At 61.8% G+C, this 14,266-nt stretch carries 13 protein-coding genes; 5 read left to right on the top strand and 8 right to left on the bottom strand.

From position 1 onward, the window contains the following. Position 1 precedes the first annotated feature (1 nt). From HU743_RS01680 to HU743_RS01660, 5 genes are read left to right on the top strand one after another with little or no spacing between them, the layout of a single operon-like run. The gene (locus tag HU743_RS01680; RefSeq protein ID WP_186646478.1) at positions 2-1,990 is read left to right on the top strand and encodes a heme lyase CcmF/NrfE family subunit; all 1,989 of its coding nucleotides are present in this window, start codon (positions 2-4) and stop codon (positions 1,988-1,990) included. Next, a complete protein-coding gene (locus tag HU743_RS01675) occupies positions 1,987-2,523 on the top strand; it encodes a DsbE family thiol:disulfide interchange protein (protein ID WP_186646476.1) in 537 nt (178 codons plus the stop codon). Before HU743_RS01680 ends, HU743_RS01675 begins: the two co-directional genes overlap by 4 nt. Then, positions 2,520-2,990: a cytochrome c-type biogenesis protein gene (locus HU743_RS01670; protein WP_016771041.1), complete on the top strand. Its 471-nt coding sequence runs from the start codon at positions 2,520-2,522 to the stop codon at positions 2,988-2,990. Before HU743_RS01675 ends, HU743_RS01670 begins: the two co-directional genes overlap by 4 nt. Continuing rightward, positions 2,987-4,186: a c-type cytochrome biogenesis protein CcmI gene (gene ccmI, locus HU743_RS01665; protein WP_186646474.1), complete on the top strand. Its 1,200-nt coding sequence runs from the start codon at positions 2,987-2,989 to the stop codon at positions 4,184-4,186. Before HU743_RS01670 ends, ccmI begins: the two co-directional genes overlap by 4 nt. 24 nt (positions 4,187-4,210) lie before the next feature. Further along, positions 4,211-4,615, top strand: coding sequence for a hypothetical protein (locus HU743_RS01660; RefSeq protein WP_186552061.1), 405 nt, complete (start codon positions 4,211-4,213; stop codon positions 4,613-4,615). A gap of 346 nt (positions 4,616-4,961) precedes the next feature. On the opposite strand, the gene HU743_RS01655 is transcribed toward HU743_RS01660, so the two are convergent. From HU743_RS01655 to hyi, 8 genes are all read right to left on the bottom strand, one after another. After that, complete coding sequence (locus HU743_RS01655) at positions 4,962-6,149, bottom strand: MFS transporter (protein ID WP_186646466.1); 1,188 nt, start codon at positions 6,147-6,149, stop codon at positions 4,962-4,964. A 196-nt stretch (positions 6,150-6,345) separates the two neighbouring features. After that, a complete protein-coding gene (locus HU743_RS01650; RefSeq protein WP_186646464.1) occupies positions 6,346-7,344 on the bottom strand; it encodes a sulfate ABC transporter substrate-binding protein in 999 nt (332 codons plus the stop codon). A 101-nt stretch (positions 7,345-7,445) separates the two neighbouring features. Continuing rightward, entirely contained in the window at positions 7,446-8,270 is an 825-nt protein-coding gene (locus HU743_RS01645) for an ion transporter (protein WP_186636020.1), read from the bottom strand. Between the two features lie 21 nt (positions 8,271-8,291). Further along, positions 8,292-9,206, bottom strand: a complete 915-nt coding sequence (locus HU743_RS01640) for an urea transporter (protein ID WP_186646462.1) — start codon at positions 9,204-9,206, stop codon at positions 8,292-8,294. Positions 9,207-9,409: 203 nt separating this feature from the next. Then, positions 9,410-10,825 carry a pyruvate kinase gene (gene pyk / locus HU743_RS01635; protein WP_186646460.1) on the bottom strand — a complete coding sequence of 472 codons (1,416 nt, stop codon included), beginning with the start codon at positions 10,823-10,825 and terminating at the stop codon, positions 9,410-9,412. Then, the gene (locus HU743_RS01630) at positions 10,822-12,096 is read right to left on the bottom strand and encodes a glycerate kinase (protein WP_186646458.1); all 1,275 of its coding nucleotides are present in this window, start codon (positions 12,094-12,096) and stop codon (positions 10,822-10,824) included. The genes pyk and HU743_RS01630 overlap by 4 nt, the downstream gene beginning before the upstream one ends. Positions 12,097-12,266: 170 nt before the next feature. Beyond that, positions 12,267-13,160 carry a 2-hydroxy-3-oxopropionate reductase gene (locus tag HU743_RS01625; protein ID WP_186646456.1) on the bottom strand — a complete coding sequence of 298 codons (894 nt, stop codon included), beginning with the start codon at positions 13,158-13,160 and terminating at the stop codon, positions 12,267-12,269. 199 nt (positions 13,161-13,359) lie between these two features. Next, a complete protein-coding gene (gene hyi, locus HU743_RS01620; RefSeq protein WP_186646448.1) occupies positions 13,360-14,142 on the bottom strand; it encodes a hydroxypyruvate isomerase in 783 nt (260 codons plus the stop codon). Between the last annotated feature and the right edge of the window lie 124 nt (positions 14,143-14,266).

Raw genomic sequence — 14,266 nt, 5'->3', positions numbered from 1 at the left:
AATGACGTCCGGGATTTTTATTCCTGAGCTGGGCCATCTGGCAATGATCCTGGCCCTGTGTTTCGCGCTGGTGCAAGCGGTGGTGCCGATGCTCGGCGCCTGGCGCGGCGACCGCTTGTGGATGAGCCTGGCGCAACCGGCGGCGTGGGGCCAGTTCGCCTTCCTGCTGTTTGCCTTTGGCTGCCTGACTTACGCGTTCATGGTCGATGATTTCTCCGTCGCGTATGTGGCGATGAACTCCAACAGCGCGCTGCCGTGGTACTACAAATTCAGTGCGGTGTGGGGCGCTCATGAAGGCTCGCTGCTGCTGTGGGCGCTGATCCTCGGCGGCTGGACTTTCGCCGTGTCGGTGTTCTCACGACAGTTGCCGCAAGTCATGCTGGCCCGTGTGCTGGCGGTGATGGGCATGATCAGCACCGGTTTCCTGCTGTTCCTGATTCTCACCTCCAACCCGTTCTCGCGCATCCTCCCGCAGATTCCGGCCGACGGTCGCGACCTCAATCCACTGCTGCAAGACATCGGCCTGATCGTGCATCCGCCAATGCTCTACATGGGTTACGTCGGCTTCTCCGTGGCGTTCGCTTTTGCCATCGCCGCGCTGCTCGGTGGTCGCCTCGATGCGGCGTGGGCGCGCTGGTCGCGGCCCTGGACCATCGTCGCCTGGGCTTTCCTCGGCATCGGCATCACCCTCGGTTCGTGGTGGGCGTATTACGAACTCGGCTGGGGGGGCTGGTGGTTCTGGGACCCGGTGGAAAACGCCTCGTTCATGCCATGGCTGGTCGGCACCGCGCTGATTCACTCGCTGGCCGTCACCGAAAAACGTGGCGTGTTCAAGAGCTGGACGGTGTTGTTGGCGATTGCCGCATTCTCGCTGAGCCTGCTCGGCACCTTCCTCGTGCGCTCGGGCGTGCTGACGTCGGTGCACGCGTTTGCCTCGGACCCTGAGCGCGGCGTGTTCATTCTGATTTTCCTGCTGTTCGTCGTCGGTGGTTCGCTGACCCTGTTTGCCCTGCGCGCGCCGGTGGTGAAGAGTCAGGTCGGCTTCAATCTGTGGTCGCGTGAGACTCTATTGCTGGGCAACAACCTGGTACTGGTCGTGGCTGCGTCGATGATCCTGCTCGGCACCTTGTATCCGCTGATTCTCGATGCCATCAGTGGCGCCAAGCTGTCGGTCGGCCCGCCGTATTTCAACGCGCTGTTCATTCCGTTGATGGCCCTGTTGATGCTGGTGATGGCGGTCGGTGTGATCGTGCGCTGGAAAGACACCCCGGTGAAATGGCTGGCAAGCATGCTCACCCCGGTGTTGCTCGGCAGCGTCGCGCTGGCGGTGGTCGCGGGCGTGGCGTATGGCGATTTCAACTGGGCGGTGATCGCGACTTTCCTGCTCGCCGCGTGGGTGTTGCTTGCCGGCATGCGCGATCTGGTCGACAAGACCCGCCACAAAGGCCTGATCAAAGGCTTGCCGACACTGACCCGCAGCTATTGGGGCATGCAGATTGCCCACCTGGGCATCGCCGTGTGCGCGCTCGGGGTGGTGTTGTCGAGCCAGAACAGTGCCGAGCGCGATCTGCGTCTGGCGCCGGGGGAATCGATGGATCTGGGCGGTTATCAGTTCGTCTTCGAAGGCGCCAAGCATTTCGAAGGGCCAAACTTCACCTCGGACAAAGGCACCGTTCGGGTGATTCGCGACGGCAAGGAAATCAGCGTGCTGCACCCGGAAAAACGTCTGTATACCGTGCAGAACTCGGTGATGACCGAAGCCGGGATCGATGCTGGTTTCACCCGCGACCTCTACGTTGCCCTTGGCGAGCCGCTGGGCAACGGCGCCTGGGCGGTGCGCATACACGTCAAACCATTTGTGCGCTGGATTTGGTTCGGCGGCTTGCTCACCGGGTTCGGTGGCTTGCTGGCGGCGCTGGATCGGCGTTATCGGGTCAAGGTGAAAAGCAAAGTGCGTGAAGCATTGGGCATGACGGGAGCGGCGGCATGAGACGTTGGTTGATGGTGCTGCCGCTGGCGATTTTCCTGCTGGTGGCGATGTTTCTTTATCGTGGGCTGTATCTCGATCCGGCAGAGCTGCCGTCGGCGATGATCAACAAACCGTTCCCGGAATTTTCCCTGCCGAGCGTGCAGGGCGACAAGACGCTGACGAAGGCCGACATTCTCGGCAAACCGGCGCTGGTCAATGTCTGGGGCACCTGGTGCATTTCCTGCCGGGTCGAGCATCCGGTGCTGAACAAACTCGCCGAGCGCGGCGTGGTGATCTACGGCATCAACTACAAGGACACCAACGCCGACGCCTTGAAGTGGCTGGCCGAATTCCACAATCCCTATGCGCTGGATATTCGTGACGACGAAGGCTCGCTGGGCCTCAATCTCGGTGTCTACGGCGCGCCGGAAACCTTCTTCATCGATGCCAAGGGCATCATTCGCGACAAATTCGTCGGGGTGATCGATGAGCAGGTCTGGCGCGAGAAACTGGCGGCCAAGTATCAGGCGCTGGTTGATGAGGCTCAGCCATGAAGCGTTTTCTCGCTGCCGTGGTATTGGGCTTGAGCCTGGCCGGTGTCGCTCACGCGGCCATCGATACCTATGAGTTTGCCAAAGAGGGCGACCGCGAGCGTTTCCGCGAACTGACCAAGGAACTGCGCTGCCCCAAGTGCCAGAACCAGGACATCGCCGACTCCAACGCACCGATTGCAGCTGACCTGCGCAAAGAGATTTTCCGCATGCTCGGCGAGGGCAAGGACAACCAGCAGATTATCGACTTCATGGTTGATCGCTACGGTGATTTCGTCCGCTACAAACCGGCGCTCAACGCCAAGACCGCGCTGCTGTGGTTCGGCCCGGCCGGTCTGCTGCTCGGTGGTTTCGTGGTGATCGCGCTAATTGTCCGTCGGCGTCGCGGGCAACGTGCCGAAACACCGTCATCGCTGTCCGCCGAAGAACGTCAGCGCCTCGACCAACTGTTGGATAAAAACCAAGAATGATTGATTTCTGGCTTGCCGCAGGGCTGTTGCTTCTGGTCGCCCTGAGTTTTTTGCTGATCCCGGTGCTGCGTGAACGTCGCGCTCAGCGTGAAGAGGATCGTACTGCCCTGAACGTCGCGCTGTATCAGGAACGTGTCGCCGAGCTGCAAGCGCAGCAGGCCGAGGGCGTGTTGGATGCCGCGCAACTGGACAGCGGCCGCGCGGAAGCGGCGCGAGAGTTGCTCGCCGATACCGAAGGCGTTGCCGCGCCGCGTGTCTCGCGCCTGGGCAAGCCATTGCCGCTGCTGGCCGCCGTGCTGGTGCCAGTGTTGGGGCTTGGTCTCTACCTGCATTTCGGTGCCGCCGACAAGGTCGAACTGACCCGCGAGTTCGCTCAGGCACCGCGCTCGATGGAAGAGATGACCCAGCGTCTGGAGCGTGCCGTTGCGGCGCAGCCGGATTCGGCTGAAGGCCTGTATTTCCTCGGTCGCACCTACATGGCTCAGGAGCGCCCGGCAGAGGCGGCGAAGTTGTTCGAGCGCGCCGCCAACCTCTCTGGCCGCCAGCCCGAACTGCTCGGCCAATGGGCGCAGGCGCAGTATTTTGCTGACGGCAAAAAATGGTCGGAGAAGATTCAGGCGCTGACCGACGAAGCCTTGAAGGCCGATCCGAAAGAAGTCACCAGCCTTGGCCTGCTCGGTATCGCCGCATTCGAGGGCCAGCGCTATCAGGAGGCTATCGACTATTGGAATCGCCTGCTCGCGCAACTGCCGGCGGATGACAATTCCCGTGCGGCGCTGCAAGGTGGCATCCAGCGCGCCGCCGAACGCCTGCAAGCCAGCGGCGGCAAGGTGGCCCAGGCGCCCGCGGCGAAAACCGCGTTGCTGAAAGTCAGCGTCGATCTCGCCAGTGAACTCAAGGGTAAGGTGCAACCGGGCGACAGCGTATTCATCTTCGCCCGCGCCACCTCCGGCCCACCGGCACCGCTGGCGGCCAAGCGCCTGACCGTCGCCGATCTGCCGGTGACCGTTGAACTGGGTGATGCCGACGCAATGATGCCGCAGTTGAAACTGTCCAACTTTCCGGAAGTCCAACTCGTTGCGCGCATCTCCCGGGCCGGTCAACCGACCGCCGGTGAATGGGTTGGTCGCAGCGGCCCTTTGGCCACTAGCACCACTGCGCTACAAACACTCATGATTGACAGCCCGGACCTATAACCGGAACCACAGGAAAGCACCGCCATGCACACCATCGCCCGCATCACAGTCCTCACACTGGCCCTGGGCTTGAGTGCATGTGCGGTACAACGACCGGAACCGACAACCAGCCTGCCGCCGATCCCGCCGTCCCAGCCAGGCCCGACCCCCTCGACCTCGCCGACACCGGGCAAAAGCATCCCGGCCAAACCCGCCAAGCCAGTCCCGCGCACCTCGGCCAGCTTCGCTCCGCCTCCAGGCGGCAACAGCCACTGGGACCAGAAGCTCGGCGTCTACGTCCTCGACGACCAGACCAACACCTTCTACCGCCAGCGCACCTACTACCGCTGGAACAACGGCTGGAGCCGCGCGGTCAGCCCCAACGGCCCGTGGGAAGACACCAACATCCACGGCGTACCGCCGGGGTTGGGCAAGAAGTTCGGGCAGTGATGAGAAACGGCGATCCTGGGATCGCCGTTTTTTCGTCTGCGTGGTATTGGAGTGTGCCGCAAAACCGGTGGGAGCGAGCCTGCTCGCGAAGGCGTCAGGTCAGGCAATCCATCTGCGGCTGACGGCCGCTTTCGCGAGCAAGCTCGCTCCTACACTGGTTTTGTGTATTGCAGTGATTCGGAGTACACCGCAAAAACCTGTGGGAGCGAGCCTGGTCAGGATGGCGTCAGGTCAGGCAATCCATCTGCGGCTGACGGCCGCCTTCGCGAGCAGGCTCGCTCCCACAATGACATCACCTCAGGAAGCGACCTGTGGGAGCGAGCTTGCTCGCGAAGCTTTTGACGCCTCATGCCGTCGCGAATGAAGCACGTCGCGATGCACTCAAAAACCGCAACAACGCCAACAGCGGAAACACGCTGCCGACAATCACGATCCACAACCAGCCGCCATGTTCGTACACAGCGCTGGCCACCGACGAGCCGAACGCGCCGCCGATGAAGATGCTGGTCATGTACAGCGCGTTGAGGCGACCACGGCTTTTCGCGTCCAGCGAGTACACCGCGCGTTGGCCGAGGACCATGTTCATCTGCACGCAAAAATCCAGGACCACGCCGGTCACGGCCAGGCCAATGACGCTGTAGGCCGGGTGAATGAAGGCGGGCAGGAAGCTCAGGCTGGCGAACAGCATGGCCAGCAGCGAGGCGATGCGCGTGTGGCCGGCGTCGGCGAGACGGCCGCTGATGGGCGCGGCGATGGCACCGATGGCGCCGACCAGGGCGAAGATCGCAATTTCGCTTTGCGACAGGCCATGGTTGCGTGCCAGTTCCAGCGGCACGGCGGTCCAGAACAGGCTGAACGTGGCGAACATGCAACCCTGATAAAACGCGCGCTGGCGCAGCACCGGTTGCTGGCGCAGCAGCGTCCACAGCGAGCCGATCAGTTGCCCGTAGGTTGCGCTGTGATCGGGCTGGCGCTTGGGCACGGTCAACGCCAAGACCACGCTGATCGCCGCCATCAACGCGGCGGCGATCATGAACATGGCCCGCCAGCCAAGGTGATCGGCGACCACGCTCGACACCGGTCGCGCCAACAGAATGCCCAGCAGCAAACCGCCCATGATCCCGCCGACCACGCGACCGCGAGATTCTTCCGGCGCCAGATGCGCCGCCAGCGGAATCAGGATTTGCACCGACACCGAGCTGAAGCCGACCAGCAATGAGATCAGCAGGAACACATTGGGCTGCTCGGTAAACGCGGCGCCCAGCAGACTGGCAATCGCGACCACCGTAGTGATGATCATCAGGCGTCGGTTTTCCAGCAGATCACCCAGCGGTACCAGAAAGAACAGGCCCAACGCATAACCGATCTGAGTCAGCGAGACGATGAAGCTGGCCATCGTGTCGGACAGGCCGATGTCTGGCGCGATCAGGCCGATGATCGGTTGTGCGTAGTAAATGTTGGCAACGATGGCGCCGCAGCAGAAAGCGAACAGCAGGACCATGCCTCGGGTCATTGCGTGAGGGGGGGCGGTCATAGGATTACTCAGGTCGGGCACAGGGAAAGCGGTGAGGCTAATGGACAGCGCGGGTCGGCAGAAGGCGCTTTCGGATAATAACTCTTATTACTCGTGGTAATGATTGGTTACTTAATTTTGAATGAGTGAGTGAGGGTGATGCAGACGCATGAAAAAGGCGACCTCAGTGGGTCGCCTTGTTTTGATCGAGCAGGCCTTACTGTCCGGTATAAATCTGATCAAACACCCCACCGTCATTGAAGTGGGTTTTTTGCACCGTGCGCCAGTCACCAAAGGTCTTCTCCACCGAGAGGAAATCGACTTTCGGGAAACGGTCGGTGTATTTCGCCAGCACCGCCGGATCACGCGGGCGCAGGTAATTGGCTGCAGCAATTTCCTGACCTTGTGGCGACCACAGGTACTTCAGGTACTCGTCAGCCGCAGCGCGCGAGCCTTTCTTGTCGACAACTTTGTCGACCACGGACACCGGTGGCTCGGCCTCGGCGGAAACGCTCGGATAGACCACTTCAAACTGATCGCGACCAAATTCGCGGGCGATCATTTCCGCTTCGTTCTCGAAGGTCACCAGCGCGTCGCCGATCTGGTTGGTCATGAACGTGGTGGTGGCGGCGCGGCCACCGGTGTCCAGCACTGGCGCCTGCTTGAACAGTTTGCCAACGAAGTCCTTGGCCTTGTTCTCGTCGCCACCGTTTTTCAGCACGTAGCCCCAGGCTGACAGATAGGTGTAGCGGCCATTACCGGAGGTCTTCGGGTTGGGCACGATCACCTGCACGCCGTCCTTGAGCAGATCGGGCCAATCCTTCAGGGCTTTCGGGTTGCCCTTGCGGACAATGAACACCGTGGCCGAGGTGAACGGCGCGCTGTTGTTCGGCAGGCGCGTGACCCAATTGTCCGGCACCAGTTTGCCGTTGTCGGCGAGGGCGTTGATGTCGGTGGCCATGTTCATGGTGATGACGTCGGCCGGCAAGCCGTCGATTACCGAGCGCGCCTGCTTGCTTGACCCGCCGAAGGACATCTGTACGGTGATGTTTTCGTTGTGCTCGGCTTGCCAGTGTTTCTGGAACGCAGTGTTGTAGTCCTTGTAGAAATCGCGCATCACGTCGTAGGAAACGTTAAGCAGGGTCGGGGCTGCGTGAGCGATGTTGGCCAAGGCCAGGCCAGCGGCGAGAAGTGAGGCGCCAAAGAGTTTTTTCACTGCGCATTCCTTGTTGATTATCGTCAAACGGGGGTGATGTTTAATTGCCACTGACTATAACGGTGCCGGCATAGTCGCTTAAAGATTAAAAAGCTCTGTGCTTATTCCACTTTTTTGAACAGCTGACTGCCGCAGCGCGAACAGAACGCCGCACTTTGCTCATGGTTCTTTTTCTGACACCCCGGGCAGTCATGTTGCAGCTGCTCGCCGCGCATGGCATTAGCCAGTTCTGCGGTGAAAATGCCAGTGGGCACGGCGATGATCGAGTAACCGGTAATCATCACCAGCGATGAGATCACCTGACCCAGGGGCGTCTTCGGCACGATGTCGCCGAAGCCCACCGTGGTCAAGGTCACGATCGCCCAATAGATGCCTTTTGGAATGCTGGTGAAGCCATGTTCCGGGCCTTCGATCACGTACATCAGCGTGCCGAACACCGTCACCAGCGTGCAGACGCTGACCAGAAACACGACGATTTTCTGCTTGCTGCCGCGCAGCGCCGACATCAGATAGTTGGCTTGCTTGAGGTACGGACTGAGCTTGAGTACGCGGAAGATCCGCAGCATGCGGATGATGCGGATGATCAGCAGGTACTGCGCATCGCTGTAATACAACGCGAGGATGCCGGGCACGATCGCCAGCAGGTCCACCAGTCCGTAAAAGCTGAAGGCATAGCGCAGCGGCTTGGGCGAGCAATACAGGCGCAGGATGTACTCGCCGAGGAAGATCGCCGTGAAACCCCACTCGATGTAGGCCAGCAGGTCGGCGTAATTGCGGTGGACGCTGTCGATACTGTCGAGCATCACGATCACCAGACTGGCGAGGATGATCAACAGCAGAATGCCGTCGAAGCGACGCCCGGCCGGGGTGTCGCTCTGGAAAATCATGACGAAAAGCCGTTCGCGCCAATTGTTGCTGCTGTCCATGGATAACGCCTGAATCGAAGATCAGCGCAGCCTAGGGTGATTGTCCCCGTGAGCGCAAGGCTCATGCGCCAGCGACGCTTTGCCAAGCATCTGCAGGCCGACGCGGATCAGCCAGCAGGCGAGGATGAAAGGCGCGGTCAGCGTCGCCAGTCCGAGCGCGGCGAACAACGGCGTCACCAACAGTGCCAGGACGATTCCGAGCAGCGGCAGCCACGGATGTTGGCGCTGAGCGCTGAAGGCGAGGGCGGCGAGTATGGCGTTGTAGCTGCCGAGTCCGGCCAGTGCGGCAGAGGTTTCGTGGTGCAGCAGACTCGAACCGAGGCCGATTGCCGACGCGAACAGCGCCCAGCAGAAAGCCCGGCGGTCGGCCATCAGCAAACCGCTGGCGATCAACGCCCCGGCCAACGGATGGTCGAGGAACATCACCTGGCCGAAGCCCCGCAGTTCAGCGGCCAGCACATTGACGGTGTTCAATTCGATGGTGGGCGCTGGCGCGGACGGTTCGGCGAACACCAGCAGCACCCAACTGATCGCTACGAACGGCGAGGTGTAGGCCGGTATGGCGCGGCTGCGGTACACGTGTTGGAGCCATTGCTGCGTGAGCATCGCGCTCAAGCCACCGGCCGCCAGAATCAGCGGCGGCAGCAGCGGCGACCACGGGAAGTACAGGCTCAGCAGCAGGCCCAGCAGCACGCCGTTATAGCTGAACAATCCGGCCTGGCGATCGGCCTTGGCGTAGTTGCGCCGTTGCGCGGTCAGCAACCCGGCGACGCCACCGAGCAACGCCCCGGCGAACAGCACCGGCGCGGTCAGCAGAATAGCCAACAGACACAGCAGGCCGCACAGCGGATGGCGCTGGAAGAAAATCTGACTGAAACCGTTGAGCAAGGCCTCGGCCCAGTCGGGGCAGTGGGTGTTGAAGTGATTGGCAGGCATGTTGAGAAAGTCTGGGCAGTTGGAAAATCAAAAGGTCTTGCAAATAACTGTGGCGAGGGAGCTTGCTCCCGCTGGGTCGCGAAGCGGCCCCAAACCGGGTTGATGCGGTTCTTCTGTGAAAACTGTCATGTCCCTGAAACCGACGACTGCTGCGCAGCCGAGGCGGGAGCAAGCTCCCTCGCCACAGGGTTGTGTAACTATCTTTAGATCAACGTTTCGATGCGCAGCGAATTGGTCGACCCCGGCTGTCCGAACGGCACGCCGGCGGTGATCAGCAGGGTGTCACCACGCTCGGCCATGCCCTGCGCCTGGGCGATCTCCAGCGCCGTCGAGCAGACTTCATCGACCTGACGCAGGCGATCATTGACCACCGAATGGATCCCCCACGCCACGCTCAAGCGCCGCGCGGTTTGCAGGTTCGGCGTCAGGTTGAGAATCGGCGCTTTCGGTCGCTCGCGCGATGCGCGCAACGTCGAGGCGCCCGACTCGCTGTAATTGACCAGCACCGCCACTGGCAGCACGTTGCTGATACGGCGGATTGCGCAGCTGATAGCATCGGAAACGGTGGCTTCGGCTTTCGGTCGGCTGACGTCGAGCTGGGTCTGATAATCCGGGCCGTTTTCCACCTGGCGGATGATCTTGCTCATCATTTGCACGGCTTCCAGCGGATACTCGCCGGACGCGGTTTCCGCCGACAGCATCACCGCATCGGCGCCTTCGGCCACGGCGTTGGCGACGTCGGTCACCTCGGCGCGGGTCGGTGCCGGGGAGAAGCGCATCGATTCGAGCATCTGCGTCGCCACGACCACCGGTTTGCCCAGCGCGCGGCAGGTGGTGATGATGTTTTTCTGAATCTGCGGCACGCTTTCGGCCGGCACTTCGACGCCAAGGTCGCCGCGCGCCACCATGATCGCGTCGCTCAGTTCAGCGATTTCGCGCAGTTGTTCGACCGCCGACGGTTTTTCGATTTTCGCCATCAGAAAGGCCTTGTCGCCGATCAGCGCGCGAGCTTCGATGATGTCTTGCGGACGCTGCACGAACGACAGCGCGACCCAGTCGACACCCAGCTCCAGACCGAAGCTCAGATCGCGGCGATCCTTGGCGGTCAGCGGGCTGAGGTCGAGCAGCGCTTGCGGCACGTTCACGCCTTTGCGGTCTGACAGTTCGCCGCCATTGAGCACCGTGGTGTCGATCGCATCGGCGTATTTGGTCACCACGCGCAGGCGCAGTTTGCCGTCGTCGAGCAGCAGATCCATACCGGCTTCCAGCGCTGCGATGATTTCCGCATGCGGCAGGTTCACCCGGCGTTCATCGCCCGGCGTCGCATCAAGATCGAGACGGAACGCCTGACCGCGATGCAGTTGCACCTTGCCGTCGGCGAACTTGCCGACACGCAGTTTCGGCCCTTGCAGGTCCATGAGGATGCCCAGTGGATAATTGAGCTGGCGCTCGACTTCGCGGATCCACTGATAGCGCTTGGCATGGTCGGCGTGATCGCCGTGGCTGAAGTTGAGGCGGAAGATATTCACCCCGGCCTCGACCAGCTCGCGGATGTCGTCGATGTCATCAACCGCAGGGCCGAGGGTGGCGAGGATTTTGACCTTTTTATCAGGCGTCATGATTTGCAGTTCTCAAGGATCAGGATGGCGCGGAAGTCGTTGACGTTGGTGCGGGTCGGCTCGGTGACGATCAGCGCATCAAGCGCCTGGAAGTAGCCGTAACCGTTGTTGTTATCCAGCTCGTCGCTGGCGTTCAAACCCAACGCCGCAGCGCGGGCGTAGCTGTCCGGGGTCATGATCGCGCCGGCATTGTCTTCCGAGCCATCGATGCCATCGGTGTCGCCGGCCAGCGCATAGACGCCGGCCTGGCCCTTGAGGCTGTCGGTCAGGCTGAGAAGGAATTCAGCGTTGCGTCCGCCACGGCCGTTGCCGCGCACGGTCACTGTGGTTTCACCGCCGGAAAGAATCACGCACGGCGCGGCGAGTGGCTGGCCGTGGTTGATGATCTGTCGGGCGATGCCAGCGTGGACTTTCGCCACTTCGCGGGATTCGCCTTCGAGGTCGCCGAGAATCAAGGTGCTGAAACCGGCCTGACGGCATTTCACCGCCGCGGCATCCAGCGATTGCTGTGGACGGGCGATCAACTGGAAATGGCTGCGCGCCAGACTCGGGTCGCCGGGTTTGACGGTTTCCGATTCCGGGCTTTGCAGCCAGTTGCGCACCGAGGCCGGAATGTCGATGCCGTAGCGCTTGATGATCGCCAGGGCTTCGGCCGACGTGCTCGGATCGGCCACGGTCGGGCCGGACGCGATGACCGTGGCGAGGTCGCCCGGTACATCGGAAATCGCGTAGGTGTAAACCGTGGCAGGCCAGCAGGCTTTGCCGAGGCGCCCGCCCTTGATCGCCGAGAGGTGCTTGCGCACGCAGTTCATCTCGCCGATGGTCGCGCCGGATTTGAGCAAGGCTTTGTTGATCGATTGCTTGTCGGCGAGGGTGATGCCTTCGGCCGGCAAGGCGAGCAGGGCAGAGCCGCCGCCGGAGAGCAGGAAGATCACACGGTCGTCTTCGCTGAGATTGCTGACCAGTTCCAGCACGCGTTTGGCCACGGCCAGACCGGCGGCGTCCGGCACCGGATGGGCGGCTTCGACCACTTCGATTTTTTCGCACGGGGCGCCGTGACCGTAACGGGTCACCACCAGGCCGGTGACTTCACCTTCCCAGCAACGCTCGACGACCTGGGCCATGGCGGCCGCGGCTTTGCCGGCACCGATGACGATCACCCGGCCGCTGCGGTCGGCGGGCAAATGGGCTTCGAGGACTTGGTTCGGATGGGCCGCGTCGATGGCTGTGGCAAACAGCTCGCGCAGCAGTTGTTGCGGATCGACCGACATGGCGGGCTCCCGGAATTCTTGTTATTGGGACAGAGCGACAACGGAGCAGCGACGCGGTCCTTGTGGGAGCTGGCTTGCCAGCGATTCAGGCGCTGCGGTCTTTCAGGCAGACCGAGTCGATGTCATCGCGGGCAAGCCCGCTCCCACAGGGAGCGAGCCAGAGGTGCAGATTATTTTTTGTCGCGAATCGAGAAGTTGGCCATGTGTTCCAGGCCCTTGATCAGCGCCGAGTGGTCCCAGTTGCTGCCACCGATGGCTGCGCAGGTGCTGAACACTTGCTGGGCGTTGGCGGTGTTCGGCAGGTTGATGTTCAATTCTTTGGCGCCTTGCAGGGCCAGGTTCAGGTCTTTCTGGTGCAGGCTGATGCGGAAGCCTGGGTCGAAGGTGCCTTTGATCATGCGCTCGCCGTGCACTTCAAGAATCTTCGAAGAAGCGAAGCCGCCCATCAGCGCTTCGCGCACCTTGGCTGGATCGGCGCCGTTTTTCGAGGCGAACAGCAGCGCTTCAGCGACCGCCTGAATGTTCAGTGCGACGATGATCTGGTTGGCGACCTTGGCGGTCTGACCGTCACCGTTGCCACCGACCAGGGTGATGTTCTTGCCCATGGCCTGGAACAGCGGCAGGGCGCGTTCGAAGGCATCGGCATCGCCACCGACCATGATGCTCAGGGTCGCGGCCTTGGCGCCGACTTCACCGCCGGACACCGGCGCGTCGAGATACTGCGCACGTTTCTCGTTGATCTTCGCCGCGAAGGCCTTGGTGGCGGTCGGCGAGATCGAGCTCATGTCGATGACCACTTTGCCCTTGCCGATGCCAGCCGCAACACCGTCGGCGCGGAACAGCACATCGTCAACCTGCGGGGTGTCCGGGACCATGACGATGATGAATTCGGCTTCCTGCGCCACTTCGCGCGGGTTGGCCAAGGCGACGGCGCCAGCGGCGACCAGATCGGCCGGGGCAGCGTCGTGGTGCTGCGACAGGAACAGGCTGTGACCGGCTTTCTGCAGGTTCGCCGCCATTGGGTGGCCCATGATGCCGGTGCCGATAAATCCGATTTTAGCCATGAGAAATTCCTCTTGTTTTTGTGTAGCCAAATAATCTGCCTGGCACCTGATGTGGCGAGGGAGCTTGCTCCCGCTGGGGGGCGAAGCACCCCCAGACCATCCACTGCGGTGTATCAGGCAAAAACGGTTTGCAGGGTTCGCGACTGCTGCGCAGCCGAGCGGGAGCAAGCTCCCTCGCCACAAAAGGCCAAACTCGATTTCAGATTGCGTTGTGCGACTTCAGCCAGCCCAGGCCTGCTTCAGTGGTGGTCAACGGCTTGTACTCGCAACCCACCCAACCCTGATAACCAATGCGGTCGAGGTGTTCGAACAGGAAGCGGTAGTTGATCTCACCGGTGCCCGGCTCGTTGCGCCCAGGGTTGTCCGCGAGCTGCACATGGTTGATCTCGCCCAGGTGCGATTGCAGGGTGCGGGCCAGATCGCCTTCCATGATTTGCATGTGATAGATGTCGTATTGCAGGAACAGATTGGCGCTGCCGACCTGCTCGCGAATCGACAGGGCTTGCGCCGTGTTGTTCAGGTAGAAGCCGGGGATGTCGCGGGTGTTGATCGCTTCCATCACCAGTTTGATGCCCGCCGCTTGCAGCTTGTCGGCGGCGTATTTGAGATTGGCGACGAAGGTCTTTTCAATCGTGGCATCGTCGACGCCTTGCGGGCGGATACCGGCCAGGCAGTTGACCTGGGTGTTGCCCAGCACTTGCGCGTAGGCAATCGCCAGATCGACCCCGGCTCGGAACTCTTCGACCCGGTCCGGCAGGCAGGCGATACCACGCTCGCCCTTGGCCCAGTCACCGGCCGGCAGGTTGAACAGCACTTGGGTGAGACCGTTGGCTTGCAGTTTTGCCTTGATTTCGGCAGAGCTGAAGTCGTACGGGAACAGGTATTCCACGCCAGTGAAACCGGCCTTGGCGGCGGCGTCGAAACGGGCAAGGAAATCCTGTTCGGTGAACAGCATGGACAGGTTGGCTGCGAAACGCGGCATGGTGGTCTCCCGTAATCTTGTGAGGAACTCCTGAGGGAGCGAGCCTGTGTGGCGAGGGAGCTTGCTCCCGCCGGGGCGCGAAGCGGCCCAGAATCGTGGGTCTGCTACGCAGCCCAGCGGGAGC

Source organism: Pseudomonas sp. SWRI99 (assembly GCF_014270125.1).
Classification (GTDB): domain Bacteria; phylum Pseudomonadota; class Gammaproteobacteria; order Pseudomonadales; family Pseudomonadaceae; genus Aquipseudomonas; species Aquipseudomonas hamedanensis.
The sequence above is the reverse complement of the archived record's forward strand: the minus strand, read 5'-3'. Positions and strand labels throughout refer to the sequence as shown.

Bases quoted from the DNA above. Each gene is read 5' to 3' on its own strand.
- HU743_RS01625 (WP_186646456.1), bottom strand. From the start codon at position 13,160: ATGGCTAAAATCGGATTTATCGGCACCGGCATCATGGGCCACCCAATG.
- HU743_RS01630 (WP_186646458.1), bottom strand. From the start codon at position 12,096: ATGTCGGTCGATCCGCAACAACTGCTGCGCGAGCTGTTTGCCACAGCC.
- HU743_RS01675 (WP_186646476.1), top strand. From the start codon at position 1,987: ATGAGACGTTGGTTGATGGTGCTGCCGCTGGCGATTTTCCTGCTGGTG.
- HU743_RS01660 (WP_186552061.1), top strand. From the start codon at position 4,211: ATGCACACCATCGCCCGCATCACAGTCCTCACACTGGCCCTGGGCTTG.
- HU743_RS01640 (WP_186646462.1), bottom strand. From the start codon at position 9,206: ATGCCTGCCAATCACTTCAACACCCACTGCCCCGACTGGGCCGAGGCC.
- ccmI (WP_186646474.1), top strand. From the start codon at position 2,987: ATGATTGATTTCTGGCTTGCCGCAGGGCTGTTGCTTCTGGTCGCCCTG.
- hyi (WP_186646448.1), bottom strand. From the start codon at position 14,142: ATGCCGCGTTTCGCAGCCAACCTGTCCATGCTGTTCACCGAACAGGAT.
- HU743_RS01655 (WP_186646466.1), bottom strand. From the start codon at position 6,149: ATGACCGCCCCCCCTCACGCAATGACCCGAGGCATGGTCCTGCTGTTC.
- HU743_RS01680 (WP_186646478.1), top strand. From the start codon at position 2: ATGACGTCCGGGATTTTTATTCCTGAGCTGGGCCATCTGGCAATGATC.
- HU743_RS01670 (WP_016771041.1), top strand. From the start codon at position 2,520: ATGAAGCGTTTTCTCGCTGCCGTGGTATTGGGCTTGAGCCTGGCCGGT.
- HU743_RS01645 (WP_186636020.1), bottom strand. From the start codon at position 8,270: ATGGACAGCAGCAACAATTGGCGCGAACGGCTTTTCGTCATGATTTTC.
- pyk (WP_186646460.1), bottom strand. From the start codon at position 10,825: ATGACGCCTGATAAAAAGGTCAAAATCCTCGCCACCCTCGGCCCTGCG.